The sequence below is a fragment of the Pseudomonas sp. 05L36 genome, from assembly GCF_056398125.1.
In genome coordinates this window covers 1-21,181 of sequence record NZ_JBFTOU010000019.1, presented here as the reverse complement: position 1 = coordinate 21,181, position 21,181 = coordinate 1, and the positions used below count along the sequence as shown (strand labels likewise).

Sequence of the window (21,181 nt, the reverse complement as noted above, 5' to 3'; positions counted from 1 at the left end):
CCCGTTTACAGCGCGTATTTATCCAGCAGCATCCGGGTCAGGCTTCGTCCCAATTGCAGTTTATCATCGGCCAGCGTGTTGATGCTTTCCGAGTAGGCCTGCTCGTTGATTTCGCCGGCTTCCCTGCGTTGCTCGAGAAGTCGCAGCTTTTCATCGAACGCCCGATCATTCGAACGGAATCTCAGGTCATAGGTTTCATGCAGGTACTTCTCCCAGAACAGCTGTTGGAGCATGGCGTCAAGCAAACCGTCCCCTTCCTCCAGCGCCAGCACGGTGGTGTACGCCTGTTCGATGGCATTGTCGCTCACGGCCGCGATATTGCGATAAAGCATGCCCTCCGATTGCCACGGCAAGCCTAGGCACGAGGCCAGACGAGTCTGATACGCCAGGTAAATTTCCACTTCTTCGGCCCTGCTCGGACGTGACAGTGCATCGGCCCGGGCGATGTCATTGACCCGTTGCAAGCGCGCGGCACCCTTGCTCAGGCTCACCAGCCGGGTTTCCAGTTCGGCGGCATTGGTCGAATAGGTATACGCCTGGGACGCAAGCGCCTGCACGCCCATATTGTTGAAAACTTCGGAGCTGGCATCGGCACAGGTGGTGGGTTGCTCGGCGGTCTGAAACAGTTTTTCGCGCAGTGGCGTATCCAGATCCACCGCATCGATCAGTTCCCAGACACGACGGGACAAGGCTGCGCGGGTAGCGCCACCGGCTCTGAAGTCGGCCGAATCCGTCAGGCTGTCGATGATTCTGAAGAAGCCTTCACTGTTCGGCTCGTTCATCAGATTGTCCCAGGCCTCCGCTCTATAAGTCCCCAGGCCAGGCGAATTCGCGCCCCAAAGTGAGGAGTCATCATCGACCGGCCATTTGGCGCGCGCATTGGCGGCCAGAGGGGCGTAGGTATTCTGGCGCGGCAAACCCACTGAATCGCGGTATTGGAACAGGATCTGGCGTTGAATATCGTCCAGGGATTCGATGTCCAGCCGTGCGCGCGCCACTACTAATGCTTGCCTTGACCCGTTGACGACATTGGGTACGGTCTTGATCGGATTTTCCCGCAGGTCAAGAAAGAACCCCTTTGGACGCTGTTTGCTCAGCAGTCCGTCTGGCCAGGTATCGATGCCGGTGTTTGAAAGATTAAGCACTTTCAGGCGTGGCATTCGTTCGACATTGGGCGCCTGGCGCAGCGGGTTGTGATCGAGCCGCAGGGTCTGCAGGCGTGTCAGATGCTTCAATTGCTCGACCAACTCTGTATCCAGCGCAATATGGTTACCGCTCAGACGCAGGGTTTCGAGCAGGTGCATGCGGGCCACATTGTCCGGCAAGCGGGTCAGCTGACAGCGACGTGCGCTGAGATGGCGTAGCTGGGTAAAGCTTTTCAATAATCCCTTGGAGCCGGACGTAAATGCCATCTTGTCCAGGTTCAAGGTGCTGATCTGTTCAAGATACGGGCGGATGTCTGGTAGCTGCTTCCACCATGGCTCCAGGTTGAAACTCAGGAGTTCAGTGGATAGGTCCAGTGCATAACCCTTGTCAAAGTGAGTGCTGCGTTCATCGAACACCAGGGTTTTTCGCTGGAAGCAATCCATCAGGCGATCAGCGATGAAAGTGATTTCTCTGGGCGGACGGAGCGTATTGTCGGGCTCGAACGGCGTGTTTTTTGTCTTCCATGCGTCAAGGAGGTTTTCCAGCTCTGTGAGTTCTCGTTCCAGGTTGTTTATCAACTGAACAGGATCGCTGCCCGAAGGCATGGATCGAATGAAGTTGTCGACCTCATGTTCACGCAGGTGCGGATACAGATTTTGCACCCGTTGCTCAACGGTCACTGGCTGTCTGGAAAATCCGGGGCCGCGTAACAGCAGGCTCGTGTCCAGCTCCGCCACCGGCCGGATGGAAGGTTCCAGCAAGAGCGTGCGGCGTTCGGCCGGTGCCATGGTCTTGGCCATTATCCATTGCTTGAAGGCTTGTCCCTGGCCCAATCCATAACCTATTGATCGGCGTGCCTGCTCCGGTAAGGCGCGCAGCAGCGCTTCATGAAAGTCGACAGCATCGGAAAGCGGGCGATGTTGACCGTCAACCACCTCATACCGGCCGTCTCCGACGCGTAATAGCAGGCGTAGGTGAGTGGCATCGTCAGGACCGACACTGCAACGCAAAGGACCATCGGCGGTGCCGTCACGTATTTCCACGCGCAGATCGCGCAGGGCCTCGCTGTTGAATCGCAGCGCGTTGAGTGTCAGGCGCTCGGTGTCGGCGGTCAGTCGTTCGGCCTGGAAAAAGCCCTCGCTGGCGCGTGTCGAGCGGGTTTCAAAAGCACATTCGCGGATGCGGCTCTTGAGATCCAGTGGGAGGCGTTGCTGTGTGTCGACGATGTGCAGATCGTCTTGCCGGGCATTGGCGACAAGGCGTTCGGCGATGATCGTCGGCAGTTCAGGGTACTGCCGCTGCATGACCTGAACGCGTCGATCGGTAGTGCGTGCGCGAGAGCGATAAATGAAATCCGCGACGTTGGTCTTGCGTCCTTCGACCTGGTCGGCCAGGCGATCACGCAGGTGCTGCACCTTCGCCTGTCTGGAGATTCCCGGTCCGACCAGGGCTTCGAGCTGTTGCTCATCGAGAAACCTGACGACCCGCTCCGGTAGCCTGCCTGCCATCACCTCTGCCAGCCCGATATCCAGCGTCCGTTCCGGTCGGGCATTGGCGTTGCCGTACAGGCGGGACGCGCCGAGCAGGTCGGATCGTTCATACACCCTCAAGGCATGGTCGAACGGCCAGCCCGGCAGTTCGGTGATCAGTTGCTCGAACCAATGCGATGACGGGTCTATCGGGCTTCCCGAACGAATCTGCGTAGTCGTGGCAGCCACATCTTCCATCGCCCTGAAGCGGTTTACCGTGTCTTCCAGCAATAGCGGCGGCTCGGCGTTTTCGACGTGCATGCGCCGCAGTGCGTCTTCTTCACTACCGCTGATCAGGCGGATGTTTTCCAGTTGCCTTGTGCTCAAGCCATCGGTCATGTGCCCCAGCCGTTGCATCAGCTTTGGGCCGTCCCAGGTCAACGGGTTTTCCCCTTCATGACGCCAGGCGCCGCGACCTTTGTGGGCCAGTTTCGGTGCGTAGGCTTCGGGGCGGGAGGGGTGTTCAAGTCGATACTGCGTGGTTTGCGGATCTTTGCGGGTCACATAGTGGCGACCCTCCAACGGCAGAATGTCCCGGCCTTGATGACGATGCAGGCCCAGCCGGTCGGGCCTGGAATCTGTTGGCAGCGACAGGTCTGGATGGGCGTAGGGCTCGATATCCGGGTGCCACAAGCGGGTTTCACCGGTGGGCAAGCTCACCGGTTGCAGGCCCTCGACCCATGTAGAAACCTTGAGCCGGAACGCATCGGCGATGCTCGCCCCGGCGGCAAACGCAGCCAGTTGAACCACGTCCGTCAGGACCCCCACAACGTGATCCGCTGCTTCTGCCCATAGTCCCTCGGCCAGGTCCACAGCGCCTTCAATGACATCACTGGTCGTTTGATACGCCGTGTAGGCCAGCATGAGTTCGCCCAGCCCAGGAACGAATGGCGTGGCGATCAACAGGGCAACATTGAAAATATCGGAGACTATTTTTTTGAAGTTGTCCCACCAGGCCCACCGGGCATTGCGATCGGTATCGACGGTCGACACGGCGATGTCCCGAGCGTCATTGAGAATCTTGTTCAGTTTGTTTTGATAAAGATGTACCCAGAGTTCGCCCGTGATCGGCTCGATGTCGAAACTCAATCGCGGGTTATCGATCGGCACATCCCGCCAGCTTGGACCCGGATCGAGCGTTTCCTTTCGATGCCATTTGACCTCGAACAGACGTTGTTGCAGCCCGCCGAAGAAATGCCCGCGTTGCGAGTGGTCGATGAACCGGCTGAAGAACTGGCGGTACGTCATCCCGGTGGAGGCGATAAGCGCGTCGTCGCGCAGTTGGCGCGTCAGTTCGTTCATGAACGCGACGGTCGAGGGATATTGCTTGAGTGGGTGCTGCGGGTCCTGCGGCACATAAGCGATCACTGGCATCACTTCGCGCGATTGTTCCAGGACCGCAGTGATCAGCACGATGCCGGTCAAGGGGCTGTCAAGAATGGACAGGTCGGCGAATTGCACCGACTTGCCTTTCCAGGTGGTGTTGCGCTGGCCCTCCAGCATTTCAATGACCCTGTCGCGGGCATCGGCGTCGATATCGCCGGCCATCGTCGCCTGTTCCACGGCGGCTCTGAAAGCGGCTTTCTCGCTTTCAACGATACGGCTTTGGAGCAAATACTTTGCGACGCCATCACGGGGCAGCAACTGTTCTTCCAGGTATCGGGTGTAGCGGGCGCCGATGTCCAGCTCACGGCACAACGCCTGAAACCTTGCGATGGAGAGCTTGTGTTTGATGGGCAAGACATCGAACTGACCGCGCTGATCGGGCTGACTGATGAAGTCCGAATCCGGTTCGCAGGTTTCGCCAAGCGCGAAGTTGTGCAGTGCGGCGTCGATCAGCGAAACAGTGCGGGTGACGACACCCCCGGATGTATCGATGACATACCAGGGGCGTTCTTTGGCCAGGTAAAGATGCAAATACGTTTTTTTAACGTCGACATCAATATCCAGCTTCTTCAGCGCATCGGCGAGTATGGGCTCGGCAAATTCATAAACGTTTTGCAACTGGTCGAGAAACCGATCCACCTTGTTGCGGGAAGACCAGAGTTCGAGGCTGGCTTTTTGTAAGCGGGATTGATTGAGCGCGGTGGCTGTCTTGATCCAGGGCGCGGGCGCTTTTTCGGCGCGGCCCAGTTCCCGGACATTTCGCAATGAAGTGCTTTGAAAGACCGGATGAATCCGGCTCTTGATGAATTCGTAGTGCCGGCCTTTATGGTCGGTTGTCGACGTACTTCCTTGTAAGTCAGGCATGTTGTTAATAAACCTTGAGCGTTAATGTGAGTCACCAGCCTAACGCCCAGGGCCCAAAGTAAAAGCCGCTATTTCTGTTGCTTGATCAGCGCCTGCACCGCTAATGCATTGGAATTATCCATGCCGAAAATAATTAATTACCACCTGTGCAGCGTAATGGCTCTGTCAACGCCGCGCGACTTCAGTCGGCAAGCAACCTGTTTTGCTGCCGGGTTGCAGGTATGGCATGAGAATCGGTGCCATGCCTTTGAGTACCTGCACCGGCAACGCCGAGGTGAACTTGAAGGCTTCGGCCGTGCGCCCGGGCACGAATGCGGTCAAGGTACCGAAGTGTGAATCGCCAATGTAGAAGACAAACGTCGCCGTCCGGTTGATGGATTTGGAGCTCAGAATCCGCCCGCCTGAACCAATGGCTTCAATGCGGTTGTCCCCTGTGCCCGTTTTGCCACCCATGGCCAACGGTTTGCCATCCGGCGTTACAAAACTGCCGGACACCCGTTTCGCCGTACCGGCATCCACCACTTGCGACAAGGCTTCGCGCATGGCGGTGGCGACTTCGGACGGCATGACCCGTTTGCCGACGTTCGGGTCATTGATCAATTTGGTTTCATACGGTGTGTTGGCTGCGAAGTGCAAGCTGTCGATACGCAGGGTCGGCATGCGCACACCGTCGTTGAGGATGGTGCCGATCAGTTCCGCCAATGCTGCCGGACGGTCGCCGGAGCTGCCGATGGCGGTCGCCAGCGAGGGCACGAGGTGATCGAATGGGTAGCCGACTTTCTGCCAGCGCTGGTGAATGTCGAGGAATGCTTCGATCTCCAGCATGGTGCGGATGCGACTGTCGCGGGCACCCTTGTGCCGGCTTTTGAACAGCCAGCTGTAGACCTCCTGGCGCTCGAACTGGCTGGCTTTGACGATTTCACCCCACTTGGCGTCGGGGTGATTGAGCAGGTAGCCCATCAGCCACAGGTCCAGCGGGTGAACCTTGGCGATGAAGCCCTGGTCCGGCAAGTCGTAGGAGCCAGGGCCGTAGGCTTCGTAGAGCCGTACGAGACGTTCGTCAGTGAGTTTTTCCGTGAGCTTGGCGCCGGTGAGGTGCGAGCGCACGAAGGCGTTGAAGCTTGCCTGACTGGCCCGTGGCAGCAGGTAGCGGTGCACGGCGGCCATGCGGATCGGGGTCGGGCGCATGCTGTCGAGGAAGGTCTCGAGCCGGTCCTGGGTGTCCTTGTTCTTGTACTTCTTCCAGAACTTGAGCAGGAACGAAGTGCCCTCGCTGTCGGCGAATTCGGCCAGGTATTCCTGGCGCCGCGGGTCGCGGTCGTCCTTGAGCAGTTCGGCACTGCTGTTCGGGCCGGAGTAGGTGGTGTAGCGCACCAGGTCACGCATCAGGCGGATGAACGGCAGGTTGATCGACTCGCGCAGGGCGTCGCGCAGTGTCGGTATGCGGCCGTTGTCTTCCTTGCGGAAGTTGTGGAACACATGCAGGCCGCCCCCGGTGAAAAACGCCTCGCCGGGGCTGGCGGAGTATTTGCGGTCCAGGGCTGCGCCGAGCATTTTTTGCAGGTCGCGGTCCTTGTTTTCGATCAGGTAATCGACCGCCCAGCGGCTCAGGCGGTCCTGCTCCGGCACGTCGACTTTCTTCAGTTCAGGGACGGCCATGCCAGCGTATTTGTCGTGCAGCTCGGAGATGATTTGCAGGTAGGTGGTCAGCACGCGCATTTTCGCGGTGGAGCCCAGCTCCAGTTTGCTGCCTTCGTTGATGTCGAATGGCTGGTCGGTGCTGTCGGTCTGCACCCGTACCCGCGAGCCGTCCGGGGTCAGTTCGAACAGGGTGAAGCTGTAGCGCACCTGGGTGGTGCTGGTGGTGGTCAGAAGGCGTTCGCCGATCAGGCCGATTTGTGTGGCAAAAGCGGGGTCGGCGAGTTTTTTCAGGTACTCGGTGGCCTCGGTTTGCAACTCGCCTTGCAGGGTGCTGGTGGCGGACAGGTCGAGGCGGTCGAGGTCATACAGCGGGCGATTGAGCATGCCGGCCAGACGGCTGCGCGCGACACTGATGCCCTTGTTGGTTTCAATCGGCTGAATGGTCGGCTGGGTGGCCCAGTCGCGGTAGGTCAATTTGCTGGCCAGGGCGGCGGCGGCGAGCTGGGCGTTGATCACACTGTTTTGCGCCAGCAGGCGAATATGGCTGTCGGTGAGGTCGGCCAGTTCATCGTGACCCTTGGTCAGGTAATGCGACGGGCGGCGCTGGGCAATCATCAGCGACAGCATTTCACGCAGGGCCAGGCCTTTTTCCGCCATGGTTTTTGGATCGGTCGCAGTGCTGGTCAGGACTTCGTTGGCCTTGCTGAAGTCGGAGCCATACCACACGCGCAAGCCTTCAGCCATGCCATGCACTTCACCGTGGCCCGGTACGGCCGACAGCGGCACGCTGTTGAGGTAGTCGCGAACCACGTTCTGCCGGGCTTCGAGGGTTTGTGGCCCGGCCTGATAGGCGCGTACGGTGGCGGAAATCATCTGGCGAATTTTTTCCGCGCCATTGACCGTCAAGCCATCGGGGGAGTGCCGGTACTTTTCCAGTTGCGTGGCCAGGGTACTGCCACCAGCGGATTGACCGGGCACGTGCAATATCTTGGCCACCTGGGACCACGCCGCCATACCGAACCGTGGCCAGTCCACCGCCGGGTTGGCCAGGGGTTGTTTGGGGTCCAGCAGGAAGCGGTTCTCGATGAACAACAGGCTGTTGACCACCACCGGCGGGATCGAGGCAAAGGTTGAATAAAGCTGCTGCGGGTAGTTGTACTGGTACAGCGGCGCAGCGCGGCAATCGGTGATCGACAGCCCGGCCTGGATTTTCTCGGCATAAGGCACGAACAGGCCTTTGTCGCTGTACTTCAACAGCGCCGGAGAAAAGCGGGTTTGCGCCTCAACGACGAAATCGCGCTTGATCAAGCGCGGCAGGAATTCATCCAGCGAGCTGTAGCCCAGGCGCCGATCGAACGGACCGTCGCCGGGATAGCGAATCGCATCGCTGGGGCCGGGTTTGAGCTCATAGTTCAGGGACGCGGCGTATTTGCTGACTTCCCGGGCCTGGAACTTCGAGGTACGCATTTCCCTCGCAGCCGCCAGCCCCACGACAATCGCGATAATCAACAGCAATAGCCAGAACGCTCCCCATCCGTGTCTGGAACGACGGGGTTTTTCAGGTGGCGGCGCTTCATCCTCACGTTCAGTCGGAACCTCGGTTTTACTCGAATCGGTTTGCCACAAAGCGCCCATAGTCGACTGATCCATTCACGCAGATTGATCGGACTTCACTGAAGCTTAGACGGTGGTTGGCGAAGGTGAAAAAAATGTGAGGGGCAAAATGATGCACGGACTCACCACTAACTGGGCCGGATGGAGCCATTGTGGCGAGGGGGCAAGCCCCCTCGCCACAGTTGTGATAGCAACTGGAGACGGGTGGTGGTCTGTAATGGCTGGAGTAGAGCCTTTCTAAGGTAAATACGGCTTTGGTAGGGGCATGGCGATGCACCATTGTCGTGCAATACTCCGCGCCATTTAAATGGCGGAAATTCCTACAAGATCCAGGTGAAGCCTCTCCAAAAGTCGCATTATTGCCGGGGTTTATGGCTGAATTTAGTGGTTTATAGAGTGAATATCTCTGTCGTCAGCTTTTTATACTGCACGACCCGCTGATCTTGCAGGTTTTGTCCTACAGGACGGTTCTGCTTACAAAGCAGACCCGGTTACGCGAAGCAGCTGGCTTATCGGTCGGGGGCTTCAACGCTCAGCGGTCATATCCAACAACAAGATGAGGTACCCCTTATGCCCGTAGGCAATCACCAGCCCAACGGCGAGACCGCTCAGGGCGGTCCGCTTAAACGTGAACTCGGCGAGCGGCATATTCGCCTGATGGCACTCGGTGCCTGTATCGGCGTCGGTCTGTTCCTCGGTTCAGCCAAGGCCATCCAAATGGCCGGCCCCGCCATCATGCTGTCCTACATCATCGGCGGTCTGGCGATCCTGGTAATCATGCGTGCCCTCGGCGAGATGGCCGTGCACAATCCGGTCGCCGGCTCGTTCAGCCGTTACGCCCAAGACTACCTCGGCCCGCTGGCGGGCTTTCTGACCGGCTGGAACTACTGGTTCCTGTGGCTGGTGACCTGCGTCGCGGAAATCACTGCCGTGGCGGTGTACATGGGCATCTGGTTCCCCGATGTACCGCGCTGGATCTGGGCGCTCGCTGCGTTGATAAGCATGGGCTCGATCAATCTGATCGCGGTCAAGGCCTTCGGTGAATTCGAGTTCTGGTTTGCCCTGATCAAGATCGTCACCATCATTGCGATGGTATTCGGCGGCATCGGCATCATCGCCTTCGGTTTCGGCAACGACGGCGTGGCCCTGGGGATTTCCAACCTGTGGACCCACGGCGGCTTCATGCCCAACGGCATAACTGGCGTGCTGATGTCGCTGCAAATGGTGATGTTCGCCTACCTGGGTGTGGAGATGATCGGCCTGACCGCCGGTGAAGCGAAGAACCCGCAAAAGACCATCCCCAATGCCATCGGCTCGGTGTTCTGGCGGATTCTGCTGTTCTATGTCGGCGCGTTGTTCGTGATCCTGTCGATCTACCCGTGGAACGAAATCGGTACCCAAGGCAGTCCGTTCGTGATGACCTTCGAGCGTCTGGGCATCAAGACCGCCGCCGGCATCATCAACTTCGTGGTGATCACCGCGGCACTGTCGTCCTGCAACGGCGGCATCTTCAGCACCGGGCGCATGCTCTACAGCCTGGCGCAGAACGGCCAGGCCCCGGCGGGGTTCGCCAAGACCTCGAGCAACGGCGTGCCGCGGCGTGCGCTGCTGCTGTCGATCTTCGCCTTGCTGTTGGGCGTGCTGCTGAACTACCTGGTACCGGAGAAGGTCTTTGTCTGGGTGACGTCCATCGCCACCTTCGGCGCGATCTGGACCTGGGTGATGATCCTGTTGGCCCAGCTCAAATTCCGCAAAGGCCTGAGCGCAAGCGAAGCGGCTGGCCTGAAATACCGTATGTGGCTGTACCCGGTCAGCTCTTATCTGGCGCTGGCGTTCCTGGTGCTGGTGGTCGGCCTGATGGCGTACTTCCCGGACACCCGCGTGGCGCTGTATGTGGGACCTGCGTTCCTGGTGCTGCTGACGGTGCTGTTCTACATGTTCAAGCTGCAACCGACGAATGTTTCGCAAGGTGCGGTTCGTTCGGCCTCGTAAGTCGTAACGCTGAAACTTGTAGGAGCGAGCTTGCTCGCGATGATCGTCAACGATAACGCGTGTTTACTGGATAAACGCAGCGCTCTTGAGTCCATCGCGAGCAAGCTCGCTCCTACAATATTGCGGTCGATCCTTGGGCTGCCTGAGCAGTACGGTTCAAACGCTTGTTGAACTCCAGCCAGGTCGCCAGCAACGCCATCAAACCTGCACCCACCAGCGCCGTGAAAATCTGCATGGCAAACGCATCGTCGGTCAACGCATTGAGCATGTCCGCCAAAGGCGCCAGCAGCACGCCCAGACAGAAAATCTCCAGCGAGAAACGGCCCATTCGGCAACTTTGCTGCGCGAGCCAGTTTTGCGTCCATCCGCTGTCGGGAATCAGTTTCGCGGTGACGTAGGCCAGTGCGAGGAAATGCAGCAGGCGCACGGGGGACAGGTCGGTCTTGCTGATGGGGTACAGCAGGTTCTTCAGGCTCGCTGGCACCACGGCATCGTGTAGCTCTGGCCAACGCCACAGGACGGTCATCACGCCCGCGGTCACTACGTACAGCGCCGCACTGACAAACAACGGCTGGCGTAGCAGCGGGCGAGTGTCGGGCAGGCGCGGGCGCTGGCTGTGAATCGCAGCGGCACCGCCGAGTACGAACAACAATTGCCAGGCAACCGGGTTGAAATACCACACGCCGTCCTTGATGGCGGCCAGGTTCCAGCCCGCCAGTGGCACCATCAGATACAGCGCCAATGACATCGCGACCACCACCCAGGCCTTGCGCACCAGTACGGGCAGTACCAGGGGCAAACCTGCCAATAGCACGATGTACAGCGGCAACGGGTCCATCAGGTTCGGCTTGAAGCGCAACAACAGTTCATCGATCAGGGCCTGCTGCGGGTTGCTGATGAAGTGATGCATGCCCATTTCCTCCACCAGGTCCCGTGTTTCCACATGGCTGTTGGCGAAAAACACAATGCCCATCAGCATCGCCAGCAGGAAGATATGCACCACGTAGAGCACCCATGCCCGGCGCAGGATTTTCACGCAGGCGATCAGAAAGCCTTCGCGCGCCAGGACTTTGCCGTACGCCAATACGGACGCGAAACCTGCCAGAAACACGAAAACCTCGGCCGCATCGCTGAAACCGAAGTTGCGCAGGGTGATTTGTCCCAAAGGGTTGTGAGGCACGTGATCCCAAAAGATGAAGATCAGTGCCAGACCACGAAAAAAGTCGATCCGGTGATCGCGTGCTAACGTCATGACAGCTGGCTCGTAACAGCGGGTGAAAATGGGATTGGCCGCGGGCGCAAAGGCCTCGCGCCCAAGCGGCGGCGCGCAGGGTGGACTGATTCGCGGGCAATTGCAAAACCGGGCTATTACCGAATGTCTCGGGCGTTGCCCCAAGGCTCAACCGCTGGTCAGAAAGGTCCAAAAAACTGCGATTTGTGACAGTAGACAGGCTCAAATACCAATGAGTGCAACGTTCTAAAAACGGGAGTCTCACATGAGACTGTTGTGGAAAGGGCTGTCCAGTTACACGGTGATCGGGGTCGCCAACACCCTGATTCACTGGCAGGTCTTTTTCCTGCTGAGCATGGCGGCCGGACTCAGTCAGGCGTTCAGCAACCTGGCAGCCTTCTGCGTGGCTGCGTCGTTTTCCTTCTACATGAACGCGCAATTTACCTTCGCCGCCAGTGCCTCGGTCGGCGGTTATCTGCTGTTTGTTTCGGGCATGGGGGCGTTGAGCCTGGGTGTCGGCCATCTGGGCGACGTCTGGCGATTGCACGGTTTGCTCACCGTGGCCCTGTTTTCGGCATTGAGCCTGGTGTTCGGCTTCCTGTATTCCAAATACGTGGTGTTTCGCGAGCGTGATCGATGAAAATCTCCCTCATTGTCCCGGTGTTCAACGAAGAACAGTCAATCAATCTGTTTTATCAGGCGGTGCGACGGGAGTTGAAGCTCAGCGGTACCGAAGTCGAGATCGTGTTCATCAACGACGGCAGCTCCGACCGCACGGCCGAACAGGCTACGGCACTGGCCAAGGCGGATGATCAGGTCATGCTGATCAATTTCTCGCGCAACTTCGGTAAGGAGCCGGCACTGTTTGCCGGCCTGGAACACGCCAGCGGCGATGCCGTGATTCCCATGGATGTCGACCTGCAGGACCCGATCAGTGTCATCCCGTTATTGGTCGAGCAGTGGCAAAAGGGCGCCGATGTGGTACTCGCCAAGCGCCGCAATCGGGACGTCGACGGCTACCTCAGGCGTCACAGTGCGTCGATTTTCTACCACGTGCTCAATCGCATCGCCTATACCCGCATCGAGGAAAACGTCGGGGACTTCCGGCTGATGGATCGCAAGGTGGTCGACGTGATCCGTTCCCTGCCCGAGCACCAGTTGTTCATGAAAGGTGTGTTGTCGTGGGCCGGGTTCAACACCGTGGTGGTGGAGTTCGAGCGGGCAGGAAGGGTGGCGGGGAGCAGCAAGTTCAATGGCTGGAAGCTGTGGAACCTGGCGCTGGAAGGCGTGACCTCGTTCAGCACCGTGCCCCTGCGCTTGTGGACTTACGTCGGTGGCGGCATTTCGATTTTCGCGGTGCTCTATGCGGTGTACATGGTGCTGGACAAGATTTTCTTCGGCAACAACGTTCCCGGTTATCCGTCGCTGATGACGGCGATACTGTTTCTCGGCGGCGTGCAACTGATCGGCATCGGCATCCTCGGCGAATACATCGGTCGTATCTATATCGAGGCCAAGCACCGGCCGCGCTACGTGATCAAGGACATCGTCGGCGGTAAAGACCGGGGCGGGCGCTAGCATGGGCCGGTTCAACGACTTCCTCGTTCGCGAGCTCAGCCGGCATCAGGTCTGGCGGTTTTTTCTGTTCGCGACCTTCTTGTATGTCCTGCCATTGATCCTCGCGGACTTCCCCTACATCGATGACAACTGGCGCTCGCTGGCGGCGGGCATGGCCTGGGCTGAACAGGGGCGACTGTTCGCTCAGCTGTTCTACAACGCCCTGACTTTCAGCCATGCCGCGCCGAACATCTTTCCCTTGCCCTTGTTGATCGCCACGCTGGCCATGGCGTCGGCGCTGACCAGCCTGACGTTCCATTACTTCCGCCAGCCCAGCGTCGCTTGCTGCCTGGTGCTGTTGCCGCTCTGGTACAACCCGTTCTTCCTGCAGAACCTGTCTTATCAATACGACGGTCCCGCGACGGCCCTGAGCCTGGTGGCGGTGATCTATGCGATCACCTTTCGTCACCCGTGGCGCAGCGTGCAGTGGCTGGTGCCGTCGTTCCTGATCGCACTGGCGCTGGGGTTGTATCAGATCAGCCTGAATGTGTTCCTGGGCCTGTGTTGCCTGGAGTTGCTCAGGGCCGCCAACGATAAAACCACCCCGGTGCCGTGGCGCGACCTGCTGGGCTGGAAAGCCGCCCAACTGATCCTCGGTGGGTTGATCTACAGCGTCAGTGCAGGTCCGTTCATGGACTCCAATCGCACATTGCTGCTCAATTGGTCGGCGCATCCTCTATTGCAGATCCAGATCAACATTGCCCGGGTCCTGGAAAAAGTCGTGCTGCTGTTCAGTAGTGGATGGCTCTGGGTATTCGGCGGGTTGCTGCTGTTGGCGATAGCCGGGGCGGTGCGGCTGGGACTGAACGTAGCGGCGCGTCAGGACGGTGGCCCGAAGAAACTGTTGATCGGCCTGATGTGTTTGCTGACATTGCCGGTAGTGACGCTGCTGGTGTCCGGAGTCGCGTTGTTTTTCCGCGACTTCAACGAAGGCGCCCGCACCTTGATGGGCTTCGCCGTGCTGCTGGTGCTACTGTGCTATTTGAGTCATCTGGCGCTGGCGTCGATCCATGAACGACTGCCACTGTTGTTGATCATTCCGCTGCTGGCGATGTTGTCGCTGTCGTTCGCCTATGGCCGGGTGCTGACCGTGCAGAAAACCTTTGCGTCCACGGCGCTGGCCAGCCTTGCGTACGATATCGCCAGCCATCAGTCGCTGCGCGAGGCCAGGCGGATCTACATCTCGGTGAGTTATTCCGACTACTGGTTAGTGGCGGCAGCTGGCTCATTCAAGCAGCTGCCGGTGCTGCACTACTTGCTCAATACCGACTATTACATGCTGGCCGAGAATCTGCCGAAAGCGGGGATCACCAACGTGGCGGCGGAGCGGGAGCGGCGCAACGCGACGCGGGTGGGTTATCAGGGCTATCCGCCGCTGGTGGACAGCCAGTACTACCGGATTTACCTGATCGGTGATTACGGTTTTATCGTGATGAAGGAGCCGACCCCGAGCAAAACGCTACGTTGGTGAATCTGAAGGGTCGTGAAAAGTGTCGACATCGTCAGCATTGCCGCTGGTCTGAAATCCTTGCCAACCTGTTATTTCTGTCAGTAGACCGCTGTTGAGGTATCACTTAGCTTGAGTCCACCTGAAACAGGGATATTGGCGGGAGCCGGCATGAAAGCTTTGTGGAAGGGATTTTCTACCTATGCGGTGATCGGGCTGGTCAATACGTTCATTCATTGGCAGGTTTTTTTTGTACTCGTCAATGCTGCCGAGTTGACCCAAGCCACCAGTAATTTTGCGGCGTTTTGTGCCGCTGCGTCATTCTCCTTCTATGCGAATGCCCTTTATACATTTGATGCAAAGGTATCGATATTGCGATACCTGCTGTTTGTTTGCGTCATGGGTGTATTGAGTTTCGGCGTCGGTTTTCTTGCTGATCAGTGGCGCATTCATGGACTGCTGACTGTCACCACGTTTTCGTTGTTGAGCCTGTTTTGCGGGTTCTTGTTTTCGAGCTTCGTAGTGTTTTGCGAGCGCGAGGCATGAAGGTTTCGCTGATTGTCCCTGTGTTCAATGAAGAGCAGGCTATCGGGGTGTTCTATCAGGCCGTGCGTCATGATCCGAGTTTGCGCGAACACCGCATTGAAATCGTGTTTATCAATGATGGCAGTACTGACGGAACATCCGATCTGGCCCATACGATTGCCTTGGTTGACACCGATGTGGTGGTGATCAGTTTCTCGCGCAACTTCGGCAAGGAGCCTGCCTTGTTTGCCGGGTTGGAACATGCAACGGGCGATGCCCTAATTCCCATGGATGTGGATCTGCAGGACCCAATCTGTGTCATCTCGCGGCTCATCGAAGAGTGGATCAATGGGGCTGACGTGGTGCTGGCAAAACGACGAAACCGTTTGACCGACAGCTATTTCAAACGTCAATTCGCGAGCCTGTTCTATCGACTACTCAACCAGATTGCATCGACCCGCATCGAGGAAAATGTTGGCGACTTTCGCTTGATGGATAGAAAAGTCGTTGAGGTCATCAAGAGCCTTCCGGAACAGCAGTTATTCATGAAAGGTGTGCTGTCATGGGCAGGGTTCAACACAAAAGTCATTGAGTACGATCGCGCTCCACGGGTGGCTGGAAAAAGTAAGTTCAATTTCTGGAAGCTATGGAATCTGGCACTTGAGGGCATCACTTCGTTCAGTACTGTACCGTTGCGCGTATGGTCCTACATCGGCGGTATCATCTCCCTGATAGCGCTTTTGTATGCGACTTACATGGTTCTGGACAAGGTGCTGTTTGGCAATAACGTGCCGGGGTACCCGTCTCTGATGACCGCCATTTTGTTTTTGGGGGGCGTACAGCTGATTGGTATTGGCATTCTGGGTGAATACATCGGGCGTATTTACATGGAGTCCAAGCATCGGCCCCGGTATGTGATCAAGGAAATCACCAGAAGTAGTAACGAGCCGGTAGATCGAGCTTCACTGGAGAAGATTACGTGAGTGCGATAGATCGCTTGGTCGATGTTCATGTGAGACGGCAAGCCCTGGTTATCTACAGTCCGGTTTTCATGTTGGTGACCCTGGCCCTTATCGTTCGCCTTCACGGAATTTCAGTACCGGTGATCTGGTATGACGAAGCTTATAGCCTGCTCTTGAGCGAACGTTCGCCAGCGTTGATCTGGTCTACTACGGCGGGTGATGTTCACCCTCCGCTTTACTACTTGATTCTCCATTACTGGACGATGGTGTTTGGCAACGGCGTGTTTTCTGCTCGGAGCCTGAGTACGCTGGCCGATATCGGCACACTGGTGCTGTGTATCAAACTGATGAGTCTGATTGCTACGCGCAGGGCGGCTTTGATCGCCGGTGTGTTACTGGTGTTGCTGCCGATATCGGTGCGTTACAGCCAGGAAGCACGCATGTACGCCTTGCTCGGATTCTGGCTGATGGCCGCCACGGTCGCGTTGGTGTGTTGGAGCCGGCAACCGCATCTCAAACGTTACCCTGTGATGTATGTGCTGCTGATGACAGCGGCTTTTTACACGCACTACTTCGCGGCGTTGTGTGTCCTGGTGCATTGGTTGTATTGGTCGGGGGTGGGGAGTGACGAACCGGTCTTGTTTTCGGTTCGAAAGTGGTTGCTGGTCAATGTCACGATTGTCGTACTGTATTTGCCCTGGCTTCCGAATTTCATTCACCAGACCTCAGGGATGAAAGGCCTCGAATGGATACCACCTACCACGTGGGATATGTTGCCTGGCCTCGTCTCGCAATACACGGTGATGATATCGGCGTCTGAGGGTGGTTTGTGGGTATCGCTGATTATTTCGGCGTTGATGATCATCTGCGCGGTGATGGCATTGCGTTTATGGCGCAGTGATCGACGAGTAATCTTGCTGTTGATTGGTTACTTCTTTGTACCGGTCATCACGTTATTTCTTCTGTCATGGGTTGCCCCACTCTTCTATCCCCGATATTTGGTGTTTACCGCAGTCAGTTTGCCCCTGATCGTCGCGGTTATGTTGGATCGTTTGGCTGAGCGCTCATCTGTTGTTGCGATCGTTTGCCTGAGTGTTTTTATTGCGGCGGAAGTACATGGGGTATTGAAGGTATATCCGAAGCCAAAGGAATTGAGCGCTGGCTACAGCCAAACATCAGGCAGGCTGGACATTGTGGCGAATGGCCTCAAGCATTACGTCGAGAGCGGTGACGAGATTGTCGTGGACGGATTGTTCTGGTATTTGCCGTTTACTTATTACAACACCACGGGAATTCAGCCGAGGCTTTACATTTCCAGGTCACCAGCAGGTGAGCTGGAAGGCCCCGGCGATTTTGGCGGCTGGCTCCTTATCCCCTCGCGCAAAGACTGGATTTTTTTCAACGATCTTTCAGTGTTGAGTCCCGCTTCTAAAAGAGTCTGGTGGATAACGGTTAAGCCCCGCCCGGAAAATGTTATGAAGTTTCCCTCAGAGTGGACGCAGAAACTGACGCTCAAGGGAGGGGCAGTCGAGGCGCGTCTCTTTATACTCGGCGGCGAGCGCTGAAGTCGTCCCAATCCTTCAGCGCTGGAGCCAACGTCAGGCGGCCGCTATTTCACTGGGCTCGAAACTGTCCGCCCGCGCCATCTGCCACATCCGTGAGTAAAACTCGCCATTCACCTCACCGGTCAGCAACTCGCCTGGCTTGAGGAACACATGCAACTGCGAGAACAGCTTGATCTCGGTCGCCGACATGCGTCGTACCAGGTGCTTGGCCGACAACTGCGACGGATGTTCGAGGCCGGCGGCGGCGAGCATTTCCGCCAGGGCCTTGAGGGTGTTGCGGTGGAAGTTGAACACGCGCTGGGCCTTGTCCGGTACCACCAGCGCACGCTGGCGCAGGGTGTCCTGGGTGGCGACGCCGGTCGGGCATTTGTTGGTGTGGCAGCTCTGCGACTGGATGCAGCGAATCTTTATGCCCCCCAAAATCCAACTATTCCTCTGAGAGTGAGTGAGTGACAGTAGCCCTAATAGTTGAGTAACTATTTGCAGCGCCTGCTGGATAGCTGATGTTTTTGGCGGATGGATCGAACGGTGATGGCATTCTGCATTCAACCTCGTCATTATCAGGCCATTACGCGCATCAGTCTCTCCTCTTCCCGAAGGTTCAAGAGGCTCGCGTTGGGCCCTGCCAAGGAAAGGAAGAGTGTCGTCATCATCAGTTAGCTCACCTCTCAGCGATGTAATAGATCAACTCCTCGATCAGTCTCCGTTGGATGATTTCGTCAGATGTGCTCTGGATTTTCCCTCACAGCCGCCGGGTCTCCCCCCGAAGATGGCGCTGCTACATGTACGCTTCCAGGAGGACATTCCAAACACCCTTTCACTTGCTGATTTTTTGACTAGCCAAGCGGTGAACTATGCCCTGAGTCGTCGGCGACGTGACGCGTACTTGGCGGCTCTGAGGTCAGGTACGAATGGTGACTTGTCACTGACTTCCCAAATCAGCCGAGCAGTTAAGAGTGCGTTTATCCAGTTTCGAAAGGAATATCCTTCGAGGGCTAGCGAGGTGGGAGAAGTCCTTGCGTATTGCGTTGCCGTACATCACCTGAACGCTGCACAACTCGTCGCCAAAATGTCGTTGAAGACTTCAACCAACATGCCAGTCCATGGCCTTGACGGCATTCACGCCTCCGTTACGAATGGCAGACTGAATGTATATTTTCTAGAGTCGAAACTGGCCAAGACTGCCGCAAGCGGTACGGCAGATTATGCGGAGTCAGTTGCTGGCTTTGGTAGTAGCAAAAAGCAATATATGCAGGAGTATGGGCTTGTTAGAGATTTGGGGAATCTGGACGCATTAGCAACTGCGGACAAGGAGCTTCTTTTGGAATATTTGGACGTATTTGCAAAACCTAATGCCCCAAGGCGAGAGCGGTCTGTAGGCGTAATCTGCTACTCAGAAACGAAACATTTCGCGAATACGATACCAGTTGATGATGATGGGCCGCTCGACAGGCATGAACGTCACTTTGGAGATTTATACGTAAATGATCACGGTCGGCATCACGAAAATGTAAGTGCTCAATTATTGAAGCACGGTGTCGATCAAAGTAAGTGTATGTTGTATCTGGTGGCCGTACCGGATGTAAATGAGCTGAGGGAGCAGTTTTACGAGTCTTTGGGTATTCTTGCAGCTCCGTCGGACTTAGAATTGAATGAGTCTTCAATGTGTGAGGGCGATCAAGATGAGTAATTTTGCATCTGAATTGTCGGCGCGTTTGATTGAAAACTTAGAATTTAAAAAGTCGCTTGGCGAGCTTCGCGCGTCCGGTGCAGCAAGTACATTGCCAGGTGAAATGGAAATTTCGAATTTGGTACCTGATCAGGAAGCTTTGGGAAAGCTTTTGTACTGCGCGTCTGTATTCGCTCAATCCCCAGTGGAAGTTCATTTAGGGCTAGCTCAGGCTATTGCGTTCAATGCCATGCTAGTAAGCCAGGATTCTACTATTTTGGAACGGTGCTCAGTTATATTGGCGGAGCTAGGAAATTTTCCGGGGCTTAAGTACGGCGAGTTGACTTTCAAATCTAAACTTACAACTCTCACTGGCATGATCCAGCGAAACGTAATTGAGTATCTCAATACGATTCATGTTAATGGTCAGAGTATTGCTTTGACCGATTACCAGAAGACAGTTTGGGATTCGTTGGAAAGTGGGACTTCTCTCGCGATATCAGCGCCCACGTCTGCTGGAAAGTCATTTCTCGTCATCGAGTATTTGTGTCGTCGCGCCATAACAATTCCTAGTTACACGTTCGTATACATTGCCCCGACGCGAGCATTGCTGGCAGAGGTTCTAATAAAGATAAAAGAACGGCTTGCGACCTGTACCGATATTCGTGTGACGGACATCCCGACCTTCGAGCAGTCCTCGAGACAGATATTCATTTTGACCCAGGAGCGATTTCAAGCTCTACTTTCTACTATGTCTGAAAAGATTGATTTGATAGTTGTGGATGAGGCGCAGAACCTGTCTGACGGCGCAAGAGGGATGATTCTTCAAGACTGTATAGAGCAGTGTTTTGAGCGATACTCTCGCACCCACGTAGTGATGCTGGCCCCAGGAGCAGATGGATTCAAAGCAGCACTAGATAGCCTAGGTTTGCCACAGGTTACAGAGATCGCTACTACTGTTTCTCCTGTTCTTCAAAATCGAATCGTAGTGACAAAAAGCCGAGGTGTTAATCAACTAGAGTTTAAGCTCCTCTCCACCAACGGTGCCGTATCAATTGGAACCATGGTTTGCGACATTGGCTTGGCTAGCCCAGAAGCGCGCTTGGCCGCCGTTGCGCTTGAGCTAGGAAGTAGCGGAGGCTCGTTAGTCTACGCTAAGACACCTACTGAGGCTGCGAAGCTGGCTGCTTCAATATCTCTTGGTGTCACAGATAAAAATGCAATTGGCAAAAATGATGATCTGATTATGTTCATAAAAGATCATATCCACCCAGATTACCATTTAATTAGTATGGTGCAGAATGGAGTTGCGTTTCACTACGGTCAGATGCCCGCATTACTTCGTGACGCAATAGAGACGGCATTTCGTAAGGGTACAATTAAATTTTTGGTATGTACTACAACTCTTTTCCAAGGTATCAACCTACCTGCGCGCAATGTTTTTATTGATACACCAGCTCGGGGTAGAGGCGATAAGCAAATCCTTGATCCAGCTCTTTTATGGAATTTTGCAGGTCGAGCAGGCCGCATGGCGAAAGACATAGTGGGTAATGTTTTTTTGGTAAATTATGACTCGTGGAGCGAACAGCCCATGGATGTTTTTTCAAAATTCACCATTAAATCTGCGTTGACTGAGGCTGTTACTTATTGTGCTGCTGATGTTTTGCATGTGCTTGAGAATAAATCACTTTCTAGTAAGCCTCGTGATGAAGCTCATAGAAGTGCTGTTGCTTCAGCTGGAATGCTCATCAACAAAGCTAGGCAGGGTGACATTCACGGTTTTCTTAGTCGAGTTGCACCTGAGTTGGATATTTTAGACTCGTATCGTCTTAGTGAGGCCTCACTGTCGGCGCTGATTGAAAACTGACCCACCCTGCCGATTGAAAATTGACCCAGGGCGGATTGCTGATTTTTGCATCAGCAATTGTGGATAAGCTTAGCAGTCGTGTCCCGGTGGAAGAGGCATTAAGCCCCACCGCATGTGGGCATGCGG

Annotated in this window: 12 protein-coding genes and 1 pseudogene; 9 read left to right on the top strand and 4 right to left on the bottom strand. The window is 56.1% G+C overall.

Features of this window, described 5'->3' with window-relative positions:
* Positions 1 to 5: 5 nt before the first annotated feature.
* Entirely contained in the window at positions 6 to 4,925 is a 4,920-nt protein-coding gene (locus tag AC1DKH_RS19645) for an NEL-type E3 ubiquitin ligase domain-containing protein (RefSeq protein ID WP_477799007.1), read from the bottom strand.
* A 165-nt stretch (positions 4,926 to 5,090) separates the two neighbouring features.
* The gene (locus tag AC1DKH_RS19640; protein ID WP_477788623.1) at positions 5,091 to 8,201 is read right to left on the bottom strand and encodes a transglycosylase domain-containing protein; all 3,111 of its coding nucleotides are present in this window, start codon (positions 8,199 to 8,201) and stop codon (positions 5,091 to 5,093) included.
* 549 nt (positions 8,202 to 8,750) lie between these two features.
* On the opposite strand from AC1DKH_RS19640, the gene AC1DKH_RS19635 reads away from it, so the two are divergent.
* On the top strand, positions 8,751 to 10,172 hold the full coding sequence (locus tag AC1DKH_RS19635) for an amino acid permease (RefSeq protein ID WP_477799006.1): 1,422 nt from the start codon (positions 8,751 to 8,753) through the stop codon (positions 10,170 to 10,172).
* Positions 10,173 to 10,284: 112 nt separating this feature from the next.
* Here AC1DKH_RS19635 and AC1DKH_RS19630 read toward each other — a convergent pair whose 3' ends face one another.
* Positions 10,285 to 11,424, bottom strand: a complete 1,140-nt coding sequence (locus AC1DKH_RS19630) for an OpgC family protein (RefSeq protein WP_477799005.1) — start codon at positions 11,422 to 11,424, stop codon at positions 10,285 to 10,287.
* Between the two features lie 244 nt (positions 11,425 to 11,668).
* On the opposite strand from AC1DKH_RS19630, the gene AC1DKH_RS19625 reads away from it, so the two are divergent.
* The 6 genes from AC1DKH_RS19625 to AC1DKH_RS19600 all read left to right on the top strand — a co-directional run bounded on the left by AC1DKH_RS19625 (position 11,669) and on the right by AC1DKH_RS19600 (position 17,519).
* On the top strand, positions 11,669 to 12,043 hold the full coding sequence (locus AC1DKH_RS19625) for a GtrA family protein (protein ID WP_477752318.1): 375 nt from the start codon (positions 11,669 to 11,671) through the stop codon (positions 12,041 to 12,043).
* Positions 12,040 to 12,981, top strand: coding sequence for a glycosyltransferase family 2 protein (locus AC1DKH_RS19620; protein WP_477799004.1), 942 nt, complete (start codon positions 12,040 to 12,042; stop codon positions 12,979 to 12,981). Before AC1DKH_RS19625 ends, AC1DKH_RS19620 begins: the two co-directional genes overlap by 4 nt.
* A 1-nt stretch (position 12,982) precedes the next feature.
* Entirely contained in the window at positions 12,983 to 14,491 is a 1,509-nt protein-coding gene (locus AC1DKH_RS19615) for a glucosyltransferase domain-containing protein (protein ID WP_477799003.1), read from the top strand.
* A 147-nt stretch (positions 14,492 to 14,638) separates the two neighbouring features.
* Positions 14,639 to 15,013, top strand: a complete 375-nt coding sequence (locus AC1DKH_RS19610) for a GtrA family protein (protein WP_477799002.1) — start codon at positions 14,639 to 14,641, stop codon at positions 15,011 to 15,013.
* Positions 15,010 to 15,975 carry a glycosyltransferase family 2 protein gene (locus tag AC1DKH_RS19605; protein ID WP_477752322.1) on the top strand — a complete coding sequence of 322 codons (966 nt, stop codon included), beginning with the start codon at positions 15,010 to 15,012 and terminating at the stop codon, positions 15,973 to 15,975. The genes AC1DKH_RS19610 and AC1DKH_RS19605 overlap by 4 nt, the downstream gene beginning before the upstream one ends.
* Positions 15,972 to 17,519, top strand: coding sequence for a glycosyltransferase family 39 protein (locus AC1DKH_RS19600; protein ID WP_477799001.1), 1,548 nt, complete (start codon positions 15,972 to 15,974; stop codon positions 17,517 to 17,519). The genes AC1DKH_RS19605 and AC1DKH_RS19600 overlap by 4 nt, the downstream gene beginning before the upstream one ends.
* 33 nt (positions 17,520 to 17,552) lie before the next feature.
* Here the strand turns inward: AC1DKH_RS19600 and AC1DKH_RS19595 are convergent.
* Positions 17,553 to 17,924: pseudogene (locus AC1DKH_RS19595) on the bottom strand (glutamate synthase-related protein); the annotation flags it as partial.
* Positions 17,925 to 18,225: 301 nt separating this feature from the next.
* Between AC1DKH_RS19595 and AC1DKH_RS19590 the strand changes: the two are divergent.
* A complete protein-coding gene (locus AC1DKH_RS19590) occupies positions 18,226 to 19,209 on the top strand; it encodes a HamA C-terminal domain-containing protein (protein WP_477799058.1) in 984 nt (327 codons plus the stop codon).
* The gene (locus AC1DKH_RS19585) at positions 19,202 to 21,055 is read left to right on the top strand and encodes a DEAD/DEAH box helicase (RefSeq protein WP_477799000.1); all 1,854 of its coding nucleotides are present in this window, start codon (positions 19,202 to 19,204) and stop codon (positions 21,053 to 21,055) included. The genes AC1DKH_RS19590 and AC1DKH_RS19585 overlap by 8 nt, the downstream gene beginning before the upstream one ends.
* The last annotated feature ends 126 nt before the right edge of the window (positions 21,056 to 21,181 follow it).

Excerpts from the sequence above, each read along its gene's own strand:
- AC1DKH_RS19645 (WP_477799007.1), bottom strand. The coding sequence starts at position 4,925 with ATGCCTGACTTACAAGGAAGTACGTCGACAACCGACCATAAAGGCCGG.
- AC1DKH_RS19640 (WP_477788623.1), bottom strand. The coding sequence starts at position 8,201 with ATGGGCGCTTTGTGGCAAACCGATTCGAGTAAAACCGAGGTTCCGACT.
- AC1DKH_RS19585 (WP_477799000.1), top strand. The coding sequence starts at position 19,202 with ATGAGTAATTTTGCATCTGAATTGTCGGCGCGTTTGATTGAAAACTTA.
- AC1DKH_RS19615 (WP_477799003.1), top strand. The coding sequence starts at position 12,983 with ATGGGCCGGTTCAACGACTTCCTCGTTCGCGAGCTCAGCCGGCATCAG.
- AC1DKH_RS19635 (WP_477799006.1), top strand. The coding sequence starts at position 8,751 with ATGCCCGTAGGCAATCACCAGCCCAACGGCGAGACCGCTCAGGGCGGT.
- AC1DKH_RS19610 (WP_477799002.1), top strand. The coding sequence starts at position 14,639 with ATGAAAGCTTTGTGGAAGGGATTTTCTACCTATGCGGTGATCGGGCTG.
- AC1DKH_RS19605 (WP_477752322.1), top strand. The coding sequence starts at position 15,010 with ATGAAGGTTTCGCTGATTGTCCCTGTGTTCAATGAAGAGCAGGCTATC.
- AC1DKH_RS19625 (WP_477752318.1), top strand. The coding sequence starts at position 11,669 with ATGAGACTGTTGTGGAAAGGGCTGTCCAGTTACACGGTGATCGGGGTC.
- AC1DKH_RS19620 (WP_477799004.1), top strand. The coding sequence starts at position 12,040 with ATGAAAATCTCCCTCATTGTCCCGGTGTTCAACGAAGAACAGTCAATC.
- AC1DKH_RS19630 (WP_477799005.1), bottom strand. The coding sequence starts at position 11,424 with ATGACGTTAGCACGCGATCACCGGATCGACTTTTTTCGTGGTCTGGCA.